We start from the raw sequence: 14,178 nt of genomic DNA, 5'->3' as shown, positions 1-14,178 counted from the left end.
TTAGCTTTTGACAAAAGAATTAAATCTTTGTAGTCGTTTATTGAAGAGAGTTTGATCTAAGTTTACGGAAGGAATTTTATCTTTGATGTTTTCTATTCTATCATTTGGATCAGGATGGGTTTTAAAAAAGCCTTTGTTGTTAACATTAGCGTATTTTCCCATTCTTTCAAGGACATTTATCAAAGAATAAGGATTGTATCCTGCTTTTGCAAGATATGATAGGGCAGTTTCATCTGCTGCATATTCCTGTGATCTGCTATAGCCATTGACAACAAGAGTTTTCACTATGTCATCAACTGAACCTTCAAAGATATTTACAAGTTTGGTTAAATCTTCAGAACCAAACTGTCTTGCTGCTTTTGTACCAATGATTGTAAGTGCTTCTGTCCATCTTGCCTGCTTAATTGAGTTTATCCCATCACGATGATTAATGTGGGCTATTTCATGGGCAAGTATTGCAGCAAGCTCATCTTCATTCTGTGCAAGCTGAATCATCCCTTTTGTTATTAATATTATACCTCCCGGGCAGGCAAAGGCATTTACTTCATTGCTGTTTAGTACAGCAAAATGGTAGCCTCCAAATGTGAAAGGTTTTTCAGAATGAAGTGCTATTGTTGTGCCAACTAAATTTATATATCTGGTTAATGCAGAGTTTTCATATAAAGGATAGTATTGTAAAAGCCTTGCTGCAACAGCTCTCCCTACATAGTATTCTTCTTCATCTGATATAGGTCTTGCTGCCTTTTCAGTTGCTTGAATGGTAGTAAAGGTTAAGTCTACTGCTTTGTCTATATCAACATTTTTACAAGAAAGCAGGCAAATCAATAAAATTGGAATAAATATAAATTTCCTTATCATTGTGGCTCTGAAAGCCCTCCACTTTTTATAAAGGATATTATTTCATTTTCAGAAATACGGTAACTTTCAATTCTGTCAACAACTTTATATGGAATCATAGGATTTTTGGTTCTGTATTCTTTTTCAACCTGTGGGTTAAAACCTTTTCCAGCAAGAGTTATCTCACCCTCTGATGGAGTTTGAGAAGAGGTGGATACTCCATAGGTTGATAAAGTTCTTTTTTCCACTGCAGTTTTATGAATGTATCCTGAGGTATTTTTAAACTTCACTCTGTACCAATCTTTTTCTTTGTTAATCACATTTAGAATGTCTCCATATTTTACATAGGCTTTTACCGGTGAAAAAAATCTTGGTGATTCCCTGATAGCATTTTCCTTTGTGATTACAGTAACCGTCTCAGCCCATGACAGGTTAGAAAATATAAAAATCAAAACTGCGATTTTGAATATCAACTTGATCATCATTTTTCTTTAATTTTAATAATAAACCAATCTTCTGTCAACTGTTGTGAATTTTGTAGCTCATCTATTTGAGTCAGATAAAATCTTGACGGAAAATCTTCTGGGAACTTTTTCAGAATGGACAGAAAAATCTCTTTTGCCTCATTCCATTTTTGTTGCCTGAAAAGTAAATATCCTGCATTATAGTTTTCAACAAGTAATATTTTTTCATCCTTTAATCTATCCTTTTCACCCAAAATTTCAAATATTTTTAATGGTTTAACTCTCCCTTTAACTGTTATAACACCGAGCTCTCTTGCAAGGAAAATATCTGATGTTTTTGAGTATGTTTCTTCACTGATTATAATATTTGTTTTAAAAAATTTATTTACTGACTCAAGTCTTGATGCTATGTTTACTGTATCACCAATTACAGTATAGTTAAAAAGTCTATCGCTACCAATATTACCTGCAATTACATCTCCTGTATGGATTCCAATTCGGATTTTAACTGGCGGCATTCCTTCTTTTAAAAACTCTTTGTTCAATTCTTCAATAGAGTGAATGCATTCTAATGCAGCTCTGCAGGCATTAATCTCATCTGAATCTGTTTTTAGAGGAACTCCCCAGAAAGCCATAATACAGTCACCAATATATTTATCTACAACTCCTCCATATTTGATAACCACAGATGTTAATGAATTAAGTACTCTATGAAGCATCATGGCAGTATCTTCTGGTGATAGTTTTTCCGATATAGAAGTGAATCCTGCTATATCTGCAAAAAATACAGTTGCAGTTTTTTTCTGCCCACCTGGAGTTATGGATTCAGGATGTTCGAGAAGATAATCAACTATTTTTTTATCCATATACTGACTAAATGTTCTTTTAATAAATTTTCTCTCTTTCCCCTCTGTGGCATAACTATAAAGAAGTGTTATTATTGAGCTGAATATTAGAGATAAAAAGGGTGGTAAAAGTTGCAGGTATAAAGAAAATCTAAATAATATTACAGATGCTGAAATTAAAAAAATCAATAGACATAAAAAAACAAGAAGATTTATTTTCATGGAATGCTGTTTTAAAAAAGTATAAGGGATAGTTAAAGAGATTAAGAAAAGCAATACAAAGATAAAAAAATCAGGGATAATTTTAATAAAATTTTTGTTAATCAAATTTTCAAAGGCAGTGGCGTGAATAAATACACCTGGTGTTTTTGATGACACAGGAGTAGATTTAAGATCAAAAAGTCCAGCTGCTGTGAGTCCGATAAATACAGTTTTTCCTTTGAAGAAATCTTTTAATTTTTTATCCCCTGAAGTTGATGCTCCGAGAATTTCTACAAATGAAAAAACAGTAAAGGGATTTTTATCACTTGAGTATTTTAAAAGCAGACTTCCATTGTTTAAAGGAATAGGCGAGTTATTTATCAAAATTTCGTTATTTTTTACCAAAATCTGATTTTTATCAATAAAGTAACTGACCACAAATGCTGGAATTACATATTCCTTTACTTTGAAAAATAAAGGCATATGTCTGTAAATTCCATCTTCATCTGGAAGGATGCTTACATTTCCAAGATTTTTAGCAGAGAGTTTGAGTTCTTCTATTGGAAAAATTATAGAGTTGTATTCATATTTTAGTGGTATTTGAGTTTGATAAGAGATTTTTTGAGCATATTTTTCATCAAAATCTCTTTTTTCTCGTGATAGAACAACAGGCAGATAAACATTACCTGATTTTTCAACTGCCTCGGCAAGAATTTTATCGTCTTCAACTCCGTAAGAAGACTGTTCAGTTAAGAGAATATCAATAAAAACTGCATCAGCTTCTGAAAGATATTCAATAACAGGAGCATAGATCTGTCTTGGCCAGGGCCATGTTATTTTTTCCTTGCTTAGTTCATCAATGCTTAGTTGGTCTATGTAGATAAGGCAGATATTGTCTGATTTTTTAGCAGGATTTAAATATTTTGTAAACAGATCGTAGACTTTGAACTCAAAAGGCTTTAAAATTTCTGTAAGATATACAAACGAAGAAAACAGTATTGAAAGAATTGAAAGTATAGCAACCTTTTTAGATAAATTTTTTTTATTCATACATAGTTCTTAAATAAAAGAGGAGGAGCAAACGCTCCTCCTTCTCTGAAAAATAAATAAAAAATTACTTTACAAAAGGATTTGCATAGAAGGTAATAAGAACAAATACGAGAACATAAATAACCAGAGACTCAATCAATGCAAGACCTACGATAAAGAGTGTCATGAGTTTACCAGTGACTCCAGGATTTCTTGCAGAACCTTCAAGAATACCTCTAAGACCCTGTCCCATTCCAGCTCCACCACCACCTGCTGCTGCACCAAGTCCAATTAAAGCACCGGCTGTGGCATATCCGTAATAGTTGAGCTTTGCAGGATCAGATTCAGCTGCAAATACTACGGAGGCTGTCAATACTACTAAAAGAGCTGCAAAGAAGATTACGAAAAACTTTCTCATTACTTCTTCCCTCCTTTCTTTTTTTATTTAGTGAGATTCTTCAACTGCACCTGCTATATAAACAGCTGTTAATAACATAAAGACATATGCCTGAAGTACACTAACCAATGTTCCTAAGCAAAGAAATGCTACTGGAACAATTAATGGAGCAAGTATTCCAAGAACCATTAACAAAAGATGTTTTCCAAACATGTTACCGAAAAGTCGGACACCCAGTGTAAGAGGTCTTGCTAAATGGGTAATCCATTCAACAACGAACATGAAAAGCATAAATGGAATAGCATAAATACTTCTTATAGGACCAAAGAAGTGCTCTAAATAACGAATGCCGTGCACTTTAAATCCCATAAACTGATAGATAAAGAATACAGGTATTGCCATTGAGAAAGTAACATTCACATTGGAAGTTGGAGATTCAAAGCCTGGAATAAGACCAAAAAGATTTCCTACTAAAATATAAATAAAAAGAGTACCTAAAAGAGGCAGAAATTTATCTCCCCAGTGATGACCTATACTTGTTCGTGCCTGTCCTTGAAGAAATTCTATTAGTACTTCCATGACATTTTGAAGTCCTGCAGGAACCATTTTAAGATTGCTTTTGACAATTAAAGATACAACAATAATAAGAATCATTGCTAACCATGAATAACTAACAAAAGGTGGGACTGAAGGAATTAACATCCCTAAAATAGTTGGTGCTTCCACGCTATGCCTCCTTTCTTATTTTTTGATTAAGTTATAATACATAAAAATTTTTCAAATGTCAAGCAATAAAATAAACTTCTTTTATTTATTTAATTTCTGTTACAATTTTTTATGGATCCTGTTACTCATACCCTTTCTGGATTTGTAGTTGGAAAAACAATAAGTAAGAACAAAACAATCATTGCCATTATTCTTATTAGCTCGCTAATTCCTGATATTGATATTGTTTTAAGGCTTCACAGTAGAGAGCTTTTTTTAATGTATCACAGAGGAATTACTCATGGAATAGGAGCTTTATTTTTATTTCCTCTTTTGCCTGCAATAATCTTTCGGAAAAAATTAGGCTTTTTAAAGGTATATGCTTTTTCATTCATAGCTTATGGGCTCCATCTTTTTCTTGACCTCACAAATCAATATGGAACAAAAATTCTTTCTCCCTTTGATTGGAACTCCTACAATCTCTCCTTAACATTTATAATTGATCCCTATGTTTTACTGCCTCTTTTAGTTGTAGTTTTGTTGTCCTTAAAATTTAAAAAGCAGGCAAAGTTTTTATATATTTTGTCAATGGTTTTTATTGCTTTATACATTGGGACAAAGGCGTATTTTAAAGCAGAGGCAAGAGATTTTCTTAAACAAAAAATTGAGGCACATCAATACAGGGTTTATCCCCTTCCAAATGATTTTTTAAGATGGTGGTTTGTGGCAAAGCATTCAGATGAATACATAACAGGATTTGTTGACCTTTTTACAAAGCGGGTTTATATTGATGAAAAATACAGGATTAAAAATGACCCTGCAATTATAAAATCAAAAGAAGCTGAAGCAGTAAAATCACTGCTTTCACTTGCGAAACATCCTGTAGCAGAGCTGAAACAGGAAGGTGATGTAATTGTTGTGATTTGGAAAGAGCTTTCCTACGGATTTTTGCCAAATAACAGATTTACTGCAAAAGTATGGTTAAAGGAAACTTCGCAGGGTTATAAAATAGTAAATGCAAGCCTGAAAATATGAAAGTCTGTGAAATCTTTTCAAGTATTCAGGGAGAAAGCTCTCTTGCTGGTATTCCCATGATTTTTGTAAGACTTACAGGATGTAACCTCAGATGCGCCTACTGCGATACAAAGTACGCTTACTATGAAGGTGAGGAACTCTCAATTGATGAAATTTTGAAAAAGGTTCGTTCTTTTCCATTTAAGTATGTTGAAATAACAGGTGGAGAACCTCTACTGCAGGATGAAGTGCATGAGCTTATGAATGAGCTTGTAAAAACCCATAGAGTGCTTATTGAAACAAACGGTTCAATTTCTATTGAAAAGGTTAACCCTGAAGTAAAAGTAATAATGGACATAAAAACTCCTGGAAGTGGAATGAGCGAAAGAAACTACATTGAAAATTTAAGATTTTTAAAGGAAACTGACGAGGTTAAATTTGTTTTAACAAGTAGAACTGATTATGAATGGGCAAAGGATTTTATAAAAAAGCACGAAATAAAGACTTCAGAAATTCTTTTTTCCCCTGCCTATGGGATTCTTGAACCTAAAGAACTTGCTAAATGGATAATTAATGATGCTCTGCCTGTGCGTCTTAATCTTCAGATTCATAAATACATTTTTGGTGATATAAGAGGAGCTTAGGGTTTATAGTACTTTTTCTTCAGAGGAAGATAGTCCTGCTCTACGTATCCTCCGTAGTCATGGGGATATTTATATCCTTTTCCGTGCCCGAGTCTTTTAGCACCCTTGTAATGGGCATCTTTAAGATGCTCGGGAACCTGAAAAGTCCGTTCTTTTTCAATATCTTTTAGAGCTTCCTCTATTGCCCTGTAACAGGCATTACTTTTTGGAGCATTGGCTACATAAATTGCAGCCTGAGCAAGAATTATTCTTGCCTCTGGCATTCCTATAAACTCAACTGCCTGAGCTGCATTTGTGGCAACAACCAAAGCCATTGGATCAGCATTTCCCACATCCTCACTTGCTGCAATTACTATTCTTCGTGCTATAAAACGAGGATCTTCACCGGCGTAAATCATTTTGGCAAGCCAGTAAACTGTTGCATCTGGATCACTTCCGCGCATGCTTTTAATAAAAGCTGAAGCTGTATCATAGTGTTCATCTCCAGCTCTGTCATAGACAATGTGCTTTTTCTGAATACTTTCTTCAGCAACTTTAACATCAATTCTAATAACGCCATCTTTATCCATTTCAGTAGTTAAAACAGCAATCTCAAGGGCTGATAGAGCCTTTCTGGCATCTCCATCTGAGGATTTTGCCAGATGAAGAAGTGCTTCAGAGGTAATTTCAATTTTTAAGTCTCCAAATCCCCTTTCCCTATCATTTAAAGCTCTTTTAAGAATTGTTATAATCTCTTCTTCACTCAAAGGTTTTAGTTCAAAAACATGACTTCTGGAAAGCAAAGCCGAATTGAGATAAAAAAAGGGATTTTCAGTAGTGGCTCCAATAAGGATTATGTTTCCCTCCTCAATATCAGGAAGCAGGGCATCCTGAGAGACTCTGTTGAGTCTGTGAATTTCATCTATAAAAAGAATCGTTTTTACACCTTTACTGAGTCTTTGCTTTGCCGAATAGAGTTGCTTTCTTATTTCCTCAATATTCAGCGTTGTTGCATTCAGCCACTGAAAATGAGCCTTTGTTTTATTTGCGATAATTCTTGCAAGAGCTGTTTTCCCAGTGCCTGGAGGTCCGTATAAAATAAGAGAAGTTATTCTGTCTGAATCTATTGCTCTTCTTAGAAGTTTTCCCTCTGAAAGAATATGACTCTGTCCAACATATTCTTCAAGATTTCTTGGCATCATTCTGTAGGCAAGAGGTTGAATTTTTGATGTTTCTGAGGGTTTATCAAACAGATCACTCATTTTATCTTACCGAGCATCTTTATAAAAGCCTTTAAGAGTTCAGGATCATAATCTCCCTTTTCTTTAACAATTATGGAAAGAGCAAAATAAGAGGTTAATGGCGGTTTATAGGGCCTCCGAGTTGTTAAAGCATCATAACAGTCAGCTATTGCTGTAATTCTTCCAAAAAGTTTTATTTCATCTGCTTTCAATCCAAATGGATAACCTTTTCCTGAAAGCTTTTCATGATGCTGAAGCACTGCTGTCAAAGAATCTTTTGGAAACTCCTTCTGATTTTCAAGAAGTTCATAGCCAAATAAAACATGTTGTTTTATAATGTTGTATTCTGTATCATTAAGTTTTCCCTGTTTATTGAGTATTTCATGGGGAATCTGCGACTTTCCAAGATCATGAAGCATTGCACCAATCCCCAATTGTACAGTTTATCTTTATCCATGCCTATCTGTATCCCAAGCCCTGTTGATAGAATTCCTACATTAACAGAGTGAGTATATGTATAGTAATCATAACTTTTGAGATTTAGAAGGCTATAAATTGAGTCAGGATTATCAAGCATGGTTTCTACAATATTCTGGATCATCTCACCTACTTTTTTTATCTTTTCTCCGCTTCTTGGTTCATTCAAAATCTCAGTCATCAGGACTTTTGCAGATTCTTTTATTATTAAATTTTTAAGCTCTTTATTCCCTTCTGATAGCTTATCAACTCTTTGATTTAAAAATTCAATGTATTCTTTGAATAGAGGTAAGTCTTTTTTTTCAATTAATATATCACCATCTCTGGGAATTGTATAGTCAGAGATCATAGCTGGATTTTTCTCTGAAGCTTCAATAACTTTTTTGAAGTTAAAATCTCTTAGATGATAGATGGGAAACTCCACCTCAACTCCTGGTATCAAGAGGTGTCTGTCTATCTGAACGAAATTTTCTTTAAAAAAAGAGTAGTTTTTAAAAGCTACAGGAGAGTCTAAAATTGATTCAGAGATTAAACTTGATTTGGAAATCTCTATTTCAGATTTTTCAACATAAACATGACTTATCCCTTTTTCCTTTAAAACATCAATAAAGCTGTTTGAAAGTATTGTGCCTTTATTGAAAACTTTTTTATTTATTCCAGCGTCACGAACATAAACATCATATGGTAAAGGTTTGTTTATCTTTAAATCGTTAAGATCAATTTTAATGAGTTCTATTTCCTGAATTTTTTTTGTTTTTGTTGTATAGCTCATTAATTAATTATCACAAAAAATCAAGATAAAATGGAACATGATTTTTAATGGAATAACGGATTGCTATTTACTCAGTGATTAAGTTTAATTAACCATACAGGTAATTAATAGAGTGGTTTTTCAGATGCTTGCAATTGTTCTTCCAATTTTGTTTGCGAGAGTATAAGGCATTTTTTACCAGAACAGACGCTCTCGTCTTACACTCTCGCAGGAATTTAGAGGGTGATGAAAAAGTTAGACATCTCCGTAGCGAAGATTATATTATCCATAGTTAATATATATCGCCAAATTAGATGTTTAACAGGTATAATAAAAAATGTTCATTTATCCAGAAATATTCAAAGATCACCAGATTCAGGCATTTTTTACAAGAAAGGTAGAAGATTTTGAAGATTTTAAAAATTCACTTCCTTTTAAGCTTTATCTACCTATTCAAAGGCATACAGACGGCATAACAGTTCTACATCTTTGCTCAGAGCCATCAATAGCAGATGCTGTGATTACAGCTCAAAAAAATTTATTCATAGGAGTAAAAACCGCAGATTGCCTACCTGTGCTTATATTTGATCCAGAAAATAAAGTAGTAGCGGCAGTTCATGCTGGATGGCGTGGAACAGCAAAGGGAATTTTGAAAAAAACAATACTAAAAATGAATGAAATTTATGGAAGTGATCCTAAAAATCTTCTTATCGCCTTCGGACCATACATTAAAGGATGCTGTTATGAGGTGGGTGAGGAAGTTATTGAAGCATTGAAACAGCAGACTCCAGAAGATGATTACATTCTTAGAGTAAATGGCAAAATACATATTGATATTGGAGTGGCAAATTTCATTCAAGCTATTTCAGCAGGTGTAAAGAGACAAAACATATGGATTTCAGAGGATTGCACATACTGTAAAAACAATGAATACGCATCTTACAGATTTCATGGTAAAAAGGCAGAAAGGCAATACGGAATAATCGGGATGTTATAATAATAAAAAACGGGGTGTAGCGCAGTCTGGCAGCGCGCACGGTTCGGGACCGTGGTGTCGGAGGTTCAAATCCTCTCACCCCGATAAAAAGGAGAGAAAATGATAAAAACGTTTTATTTCTGGTTTGGTTTTTATTTTAGATAATCTGCCTCTGGCAGTTTAAGTCTGGCAAGAAATTTCAAGGCAGACAGGTCAGGGGCAGAAAGGTGCTCCTGATTTGTCTGCCTTTTTTATTTATTAAAAAACTTTCATGGAGGTTTAAAAATGGTAATTGTAATGAAGCCTGAGGCAACTGAAGAGCAACTTAAACAGGTGATATCAAAAATTGAGGAACTTGGATACAAGCCTCATGTAATCTACGGTGCTACAAGAAATGTAATTGGAGCTGTTGGAGACGAAAGGGGCAAATTTATACTTCAAACTCTTGAGAGTCTTGATGGAGTAGAGGCTGTTATACCGATTCTTAAGCCCTATAAGCTTGCCTCAAAGGAAGTAAAAAAGGAAAAGACTGTTATCAAAGTGGGTGATGTTTCAATTGGAGGCAAAGAAATTGTTATAATCGCTGGTCCCTGTGCTGTTGAAAATGAAGAACAGATTATCAGTACTGCAAAGGCTGTAAAATCAATTGGTGCTCATATTTTAAGAGGAGGTGCTTACAAGCCGAGAACCTCTCCTTACTCCTTTCAGGGACTTGGCAAAGAAGGACTTGAATTACTTAAAAAGGCTGGTGAGATTGCCCGAATGCCTGTGGTAACAGAAGTGGTCAATCCTGAACATGTTGACCTTGTCTCAGAATATGTTGATATTCTCCAGATTGGAACGAGGAATGCCCAGAATTTTGAACTTTTAAAAAGAGTGGGACAGGTTCAGAAACCTGTAATACTTAAAAGAGGAATGTCAATGACAATCAAAGAATGGCTCATGAGTGCTGAATACATTCTGAGCGAAGGCAATAGAAATGTTATTTTATGCGAACGAGGAATCAGAACTTTTGAGACTGCTACAAGAAACACCCTTGACCTTTCAGCTATTGCGGTGCTTAAGGAGGAAACCCATCTTCCGGTAATTGTTGATCCAAGCCATGCAACAGGATATGCAAAATATGTTCCTTCAATGGCTTATGCTGCAGTTGCTGCAGGTGCAGACGGTCTTATGATAGAAGTTCATCCTCAGCCTGAAAAAGCATTTTCAGATGGACCGCAATCGTTGAATTTCAGTTCCTTTGGTAAAATGGTTGAAAAATTGAGACTCTTTACATCAATTATAGAAAGAGGTCAGCCGTAACGGATTTTCATAAAGATAATTGTAAAGATTAGAATTAAAGAAATAAAGTTTGCTAAAATTACGGGAATTTCTTTGATTAAAATTCCGTAAATAAACCAGAGTGCTATTCCTATTGCCAGAAAAATAAACATCATGAGTGAGACATCTCGGGCAGATTTGGTTTTATATATTTTTAATGCCTGCGGAATAAGAGCAGATGTTGTTATTGCTCCTGCAATTATTCCGATGATGTTGTTCAAATCTATTGAAAACTTCATAATCTATATTGTATTATTTAGAATAATTTTAAAACAAGGGATAAGAATGAATTCAAAAGTTAATGATATAAGAATTGATATCCAGAAACTAAAAAAACTTCCTACTCTCTCTTATACGGCTGAAAAGATACTCAACTTAACATCAAAAGAACTAACTCATCTTGACGAACTTGTCAGTATTATTGAAAGAGACCCTCCAATTATGTCAAAGGTTCTTGGTGTTGCTAATATAGTTTATCTTGGTGTTTATAAGCCGATTACAACTATTAAAGACGCACTTCTTAAAATAGGATTTAAGACTTTAAGAAACATTGCACTGGGAATAGCGATATTTAGCCTGTTTAAATCATCTCCTGAAAAAGAAAAAACTTATGCAAGGCTTTTTAAGCATTCTATTGCTACAGGCTCAATAGCTCAGATTATTGCAGATAAGTTTTTAGAAGAAACTTCAGACGAAAACTTTACAGCAGGAGTTCTTCACGATATTGGACTTTTTGCGCTTTATTATGCTTTTAATAATCATTTTAAGAAAATAGAAGAAACTGTCTCAGAGGAGATTACTCTAATTAAAGCAGAAGAAGAAATTATCGGAACAAATCATGCACAGGTGGGAAAATGGCTTGCTGAGATGTGGGGACTGCCAGAGGTAGTTCAGGAGGTTATTCTTTATCATCACGATTTTCCTGATAAATCATTGAAATATGCAAAGCAAGTTGCGCTGGTTCAACTTTCCAACTATATAGCTGAAAAGCTTGATTATTATCCTCTGGGTAAAAAGAGTGAAACAGAATTTCACAAAGAAAGAGTTTATAAAATTTTAAATCTTCCACAACCAGAAGAACTCATCTTTGAACTAAAAGAAATGGTTAAGGATATAGAAGACTTATGAGAGAGTTTTTATTAGAGATTGGTAACCTGCTGAAAATTAAAGATCTCCAAAGTTACTGTGATGAAGAACTGAAGCAAAAAATTTTAGAGTATTTAAAAAGAGAACAGATTATAGAAAAATCTCTCTTTGAATTAACTGAAGATTTTGCATGTAGTGCTGAACTCTCTGTAAGAGTGATCTCTTCCATTAATCGGATTCTTGATCGGATTTATAGCGAGAGAGATTTCTATAAATTCATATCATACTGTTTTGATGAATTTATTAAATTGCTTCCTGTTGAAAACATATCATTTCTTGAAAAACATCCTGAATTAGAATGCCTTGTTTTAAAGGTTGCAACAGGAAAAATTAAACTAAAAGATTTCAAAACAAAATTATTTAACATTGCCAAAACACTGGCAGGTGCGGCATTTAAACAGGACAATTTTATTTATAGTCCTGATGTCAAAAAAGATGAAAGATTTGACCCGAAACTTTCAACACTTCCGATAAGATCAGTTTTATCAGTGCCAGTAAAAATTCAAAATAAAACAATTGGTGTGATTAATTTTTCCCATCCTGAAGCAAATGCTTTTGATGAAGCCTGTATTTTCTTTCTTGTTTCAATGGTGCAGCTTTTCTCTGCAGTAATAACACTTTTTAAGTTTTACAATGAAAGTTTACAGTTTAATGAGACTTTACAAAAAGAGGTTAATAAGAAAACATTAGAACTTCAAAAAATAAATAAAAAGCTTTACAAAGCATCTATAACAGATTCTTTAACAGGAATATACAACAGAAAGTATTTCTTTCAGCGACTTGAAGAAGAGTATGCAAGAGCCTTAAGGTATGGAAACAACTTTTGTTTTATTCTTTTTGACCTTGATGGATTAAAAAAAGTCAATGACATGTTTGGACATCCTGAAGGGGATAGACTTATAAAGCTTTTTGCAAGAATTTTAAAGGCTGTTAAAAGAAAAGAAGATATTGTCGCAAGAATAGGTGGAGACGAATTTGGATGTATTCTTATAGGGAGTTCTACTGAGGGTGGTAAAAAATTTGCCGAAAGAATAAGAGAAGAATTTAAGAATAAATATAAAAAAATTAAAGTTTCTGTAAGTGGTGCTGTAGGCTGTATCGGAAAAGGTGAGAGTTTCAGATTTTACAAAGATTATAAAGACTTTTTTAAGCAAGTTGATAAAGCTCTTCTTGAAGCTAAAAAAATAAAGGATAAAATAGAGGTAATTGAAACAGATTGAAAAAATATGATAAATTTTAAACTTAATGTAAAAGAGTCTTTGACTCTTTAAAACACACGCTCTTAGAATTCTCCGATGGTCCCGAAAGGGTTAAGGAGAAAGAGCGGAGGTAAAACCATTTTAGGAGGTCTTTATGTCAGTAATCACAATGAAAGAACTTCTTGAAGCAGGCGCTCACTTTGGTCATCAGGTCAAAAGATGGAACCCAAAAATGAAAAAGTACATTTTTGCAGAGCGTAACGGAATCCATATCATTGATCTTCAGAAAACAGTTAAAGGTATTGAAGAGGCTTATGAGTTTTTAAAAACAGTTGCTTCTCAGGGAGGTGGCATTCTCTTTGTCGGCACCAAAAAGCAGGCTCAGGAAGCAATAGCTGAAGAAGCAAAAAGAGCAGGAGTTTTTTATGTAAACCATCGCTGGCTTGGAGGTATGCTTACAAACTTTTCCACTGTTAGGAAAAGTGTGGAAAAATGGCAAAGAATTGAGCAGATGAAAGAAGATGGAACACTTTATTTACACACTAAAAAGGAGATTTCAAAATTAGAAAAAGAAAGACAGAAGCTTGAAATAAACCTGATTGGAATTAAAGATATGATGGAACTTCCAAAAGCAATTTATATTGTTGATATTAAAAAAGAAAAAATAGCTGTTGAGGAAGCAATAAAGCTTGGAATTCCTATCGTTGCAATTGTTGATACAAATTGTGATCCTGACCTCGTTGATTATGTAATTCCTGGCAATGATGATGCAATTAGAGCAATAAAGCTTATTACATCAAAGATGGCTGACGCGGTGCTTGAAGGTAAGGAAATTTTAATGAAACGTTTTGAAGAAGAAGCTGAAAAGGCGGCAATAAAGGAAAAGATACTTCAGGAAGAAGAGTATCAAAAATCAATGGATGAATACATTGAACAGTAAAGGAGGAGAC

General features: G+C 34.0%; 16 protein-coding genes and 1 tRNA gene. 8 read left to right on the top strand and 9 right to left on the bottom strand.

From position 1 onward, the window contains the following. The 5 genes from TAGGR_RS07145 to atpB form a co-directional block, all read right to left on the bottom strand. Positions 1-858: a M48 family metalloprotease gene (locus TAGGR_RS07145; RefSeq protein WP_059176682.1), complete on the bottom strand. Its 858-nt coding sequence runs from the start codon at positions 856-858 to the stop codon at positions 1-3. After that, positions 855-1,310: an SH3 domain-containing protein gene (locus TAGGR_RS07140; protein WP_161936195.1), complete on the bottom strand. Its 456-nt coding sequence runs from the start codon at positions 1,308-1,310 to the stop codon at positions 855-857. Before TAGGR_RS07140 ends, TAGGR_RS07145 begins: the two co-directional genes overlap by 4 nt. 8 nt (positions 1,311-1,318) lie before the next feature. Next, positions 1,319-3,397 carry a CHASE2 domain-containing protein gene (locus TAGGR_RS07135; RefSeq protein WP_059176680.1) on the bottom strand — a complete coding sequence of 693 codons (2,079 nt, stop codon included), beginning with the start codon at positions 3,395-3,397 and terminating at the stop codon, positions 1,319-1,321. Between the two features lie 64 nt (positions 3,398-3,461). Next, the gene (locus TAGGR_RS07130) at positions 3,462-3,794 is read right to left on the bottom strand and encodes an ATP synthase subunit C-like protein (protein ID WP_059176679.1); all 333 of its coding nucleotides are present in this window, start codon (positions 3,792-3,794) and stop codon (positions 3,462-3,464) included. Between the two features lie 27 nt (positions 3,795-3,821). Beyond that, the gene (gene atpB, locus TAGGR_RS07125; protein ID WP_059176678.1) at positions 3,822-4,499 is read right to left on the bottom strand and encodes a F0F1 ATP synthase subunit A; all 678 of its coding nucleotides are present in this window, start codon (positions 4,497-4,499) and stop codon (positions 3,822-3,824) included. Between the two features lie 111 nt (positions 4,500-4,610). Between atpB and TAGGR_RS07120 the strand changes: the two genes are divergently transcribed. Both TAGGR_RS07120 and TAGGR_RS07115 read left to right on the top strand, forming a co-directional pair. After that, positions 4,611-5,513 carry a metal-dependent hydrolase gene (locus tag TAGGR_RS07120; RefSeq protein ID WP_059176677.1) on the top strand — a complete coding sequence of 301 codons (903 nt, stop codon included), beginning with the start codon at positions 4,611-4,613 and terminating at the stop codon, positions 5,511-5,513. Further along, the gene (locus TAGGR_RS07115; protein ID WP_059176676.1) at positions 5,510-6,136 is read left to right on the top strand and encodes a radical SAM protein; all 627 of its coding nucleotides are present in this window, start codon (positions 5,510-5,512) and stop codon (positions 6,134-6,136) included. The genes TAGGR_RS07120 and TAGGR_RS07115 overlap by 4 nt, the downstream gene beginning before the upstream one ends. Here the strand turns inward: TAGGR_RS07115 and TAGGR_RS07110 are convergent. The 3 genes from TAGGR_RS07110 to TAGGR_RS07100 are packed head-to-tail and all read right to left on the bottom strand — an operon-like array spanning position 6,133 to position 8,605. Beyond that, complete coding sequence (locus TAGGR_RS07110; protein ID WP_059176675.1) at positions 6,133-7,377, bottom strand: replication-associated recombination protein A; 1,245 nt, start codon at positions 7,375-7,377, stop codon at positions 6,133-6,135. The genes TAGGR_RS07115 and TAGGR_RS07110 overlap by 4 nt on opposite strands. Beyond that, complete coding sequence (locus TAGGR_RS10670) at positions 7,374-7,775, bottom strand: HD-GYP domain-containing protein (RefSeq protein ID WP_059176674.1); 402 nt, start codon at positions 7,773-7,775, stop codon at positions 7,374-7,376. The genes TAGGR_RS07110 and TAGGR_RS10670 overlap by 4 nt, the downstream gene beginning before the upstream one ends. Continuing rightward, entirely contained in the window at positions 7,688-8,605 is a 918-nt protein-coding gene (locus tag TAGGR_RS07100; protein WP_059176673.1) for an HD-GYP domain-containing protein, read from the bottom strand. The genes TAGGR_RS10670 and TAGGR_RS07100 overlap by 88 nt, the downstream gene beginning before the upstream one ends. A 316-nt stretch (positions 8,606-8,921) precedes the next feature. Here TAGGR_RS07100 and pgeF point away from each other — a divergent pair, with 316 nt between their 5' ends. From pgeF to aroF, 3 genes are all read left to right on the top strand, one after another. Then, a complete protein-coding gene (gene pgeF / locus TAGGR_RS07095) occupies positions 8,922-9,581 on the top strand; it encodes a peptidoglycan editing factor PgeF (RefSeq protein ID WP_059176672.1) in 660 nt (219 codons plus the stop codon). A 10-nt stretch (positions 9,582-9,591) separates the two neighbouring features. Continuing rightward, a tRNA-Pro gene (locus tag TAGGR_RS07090) sits at positions 9,592-9,665 on the top strand. A 180-nt stretch (positions 9,666-9,845) separates the two neighbouring features. Next, a complete protein-coding gene (gene aroF, locus TAGGR_RS07085) occupies positions 9,846-10,865 on the top strand; it encodes a 3-deoxy-7-phosphoheptulonate synthase (RefSeq protein ID WP_059176671.1) in 1,020 nt (339 codons plus the stop codon). Here aroF and TAGGR_RS07080 read toward each other — a convergent pair. After that, positions 10,856-11,122, bottom strand: a complete 267-nt coding sequence (locus TAGGR_RS07080; protein ID WP_059176670.1) for a SemiSWEET transporter — start codon at positions 11,120-11,122, stop codon at positions 10,856-10,858. The genes aroF and TAGGR_RS07080 overlap by 10 nt on opposite strands. 46 nt (positions 11,123-11,168) lie before the next feature. Here TAGGR_RS07080 and TAGGR_RS07075 point away from each other — a divergent pair, with 46 nt between their 5' ends. The 3 genes from TAGGR_RS07075 to rpsB all read left to right on the top strand — a co-directional run bounded on the left by TAGGR_RS07075 (position 11,169) and on the right by rpsB (position 14,168). Continuing rightward, on the top strand, positions 11,169-12,011 hold the full coding sequence (locus tag TAGGR_RS07075; RefSeq protein ID WP_153000495.1) for an HDOD domain-containing protein: 843 nt from the start codon (positions 11,169-11,171) through the stop codon (positions 12,009-12,011). Next, a complete protein-coding gene (locus TAGGR_RS07070) occupies positions 12,008-13,249 on the top strand; it encodes a sensor domain-containing diguanylate cyclase (RefSeq protein WP_059176668.1) in 1,242 nt (413 codons plus the stop codon). Before TAGGR_RS07075 ends, TAGGR_RS07070 begins: the two co-directional genes overlap by 4 nt. Positions 13,250-13,382: 133 nt before the next feature. Further along, positions 13,383-14,168: a 30S ribosomal protein S2 gene (gene rpsB, locus TAGGR_RS07065; protein ID WP_059176667.1), complete on the top strand. Its 786-nt coding sequence runs from the start codon at positions 13,383-13,385 to the stop codon at positions 14,166-14,168. The last annotated feature ends 10 nt before the right edge of the window (positions 14,169-14,178 follow it).

It is taken from the genome of Thermodesulfovibrio aggregans (genome assembly GCF_001514535.1).
GTDB classification, from domain to species: domain Bacteria; phylum Nitrospirota; class Thermodesulfovibrionia; order Thermodesulfovibrionales; family Thermodesulfovibrionaceae; genus Thermodesulfovibrio; species Thermodesulfovibrio aggregans.
Note: the sequence above shows the minus strand (reverse complement) of the source record. Positions and strands in the feature narration are given on the sequence as shown.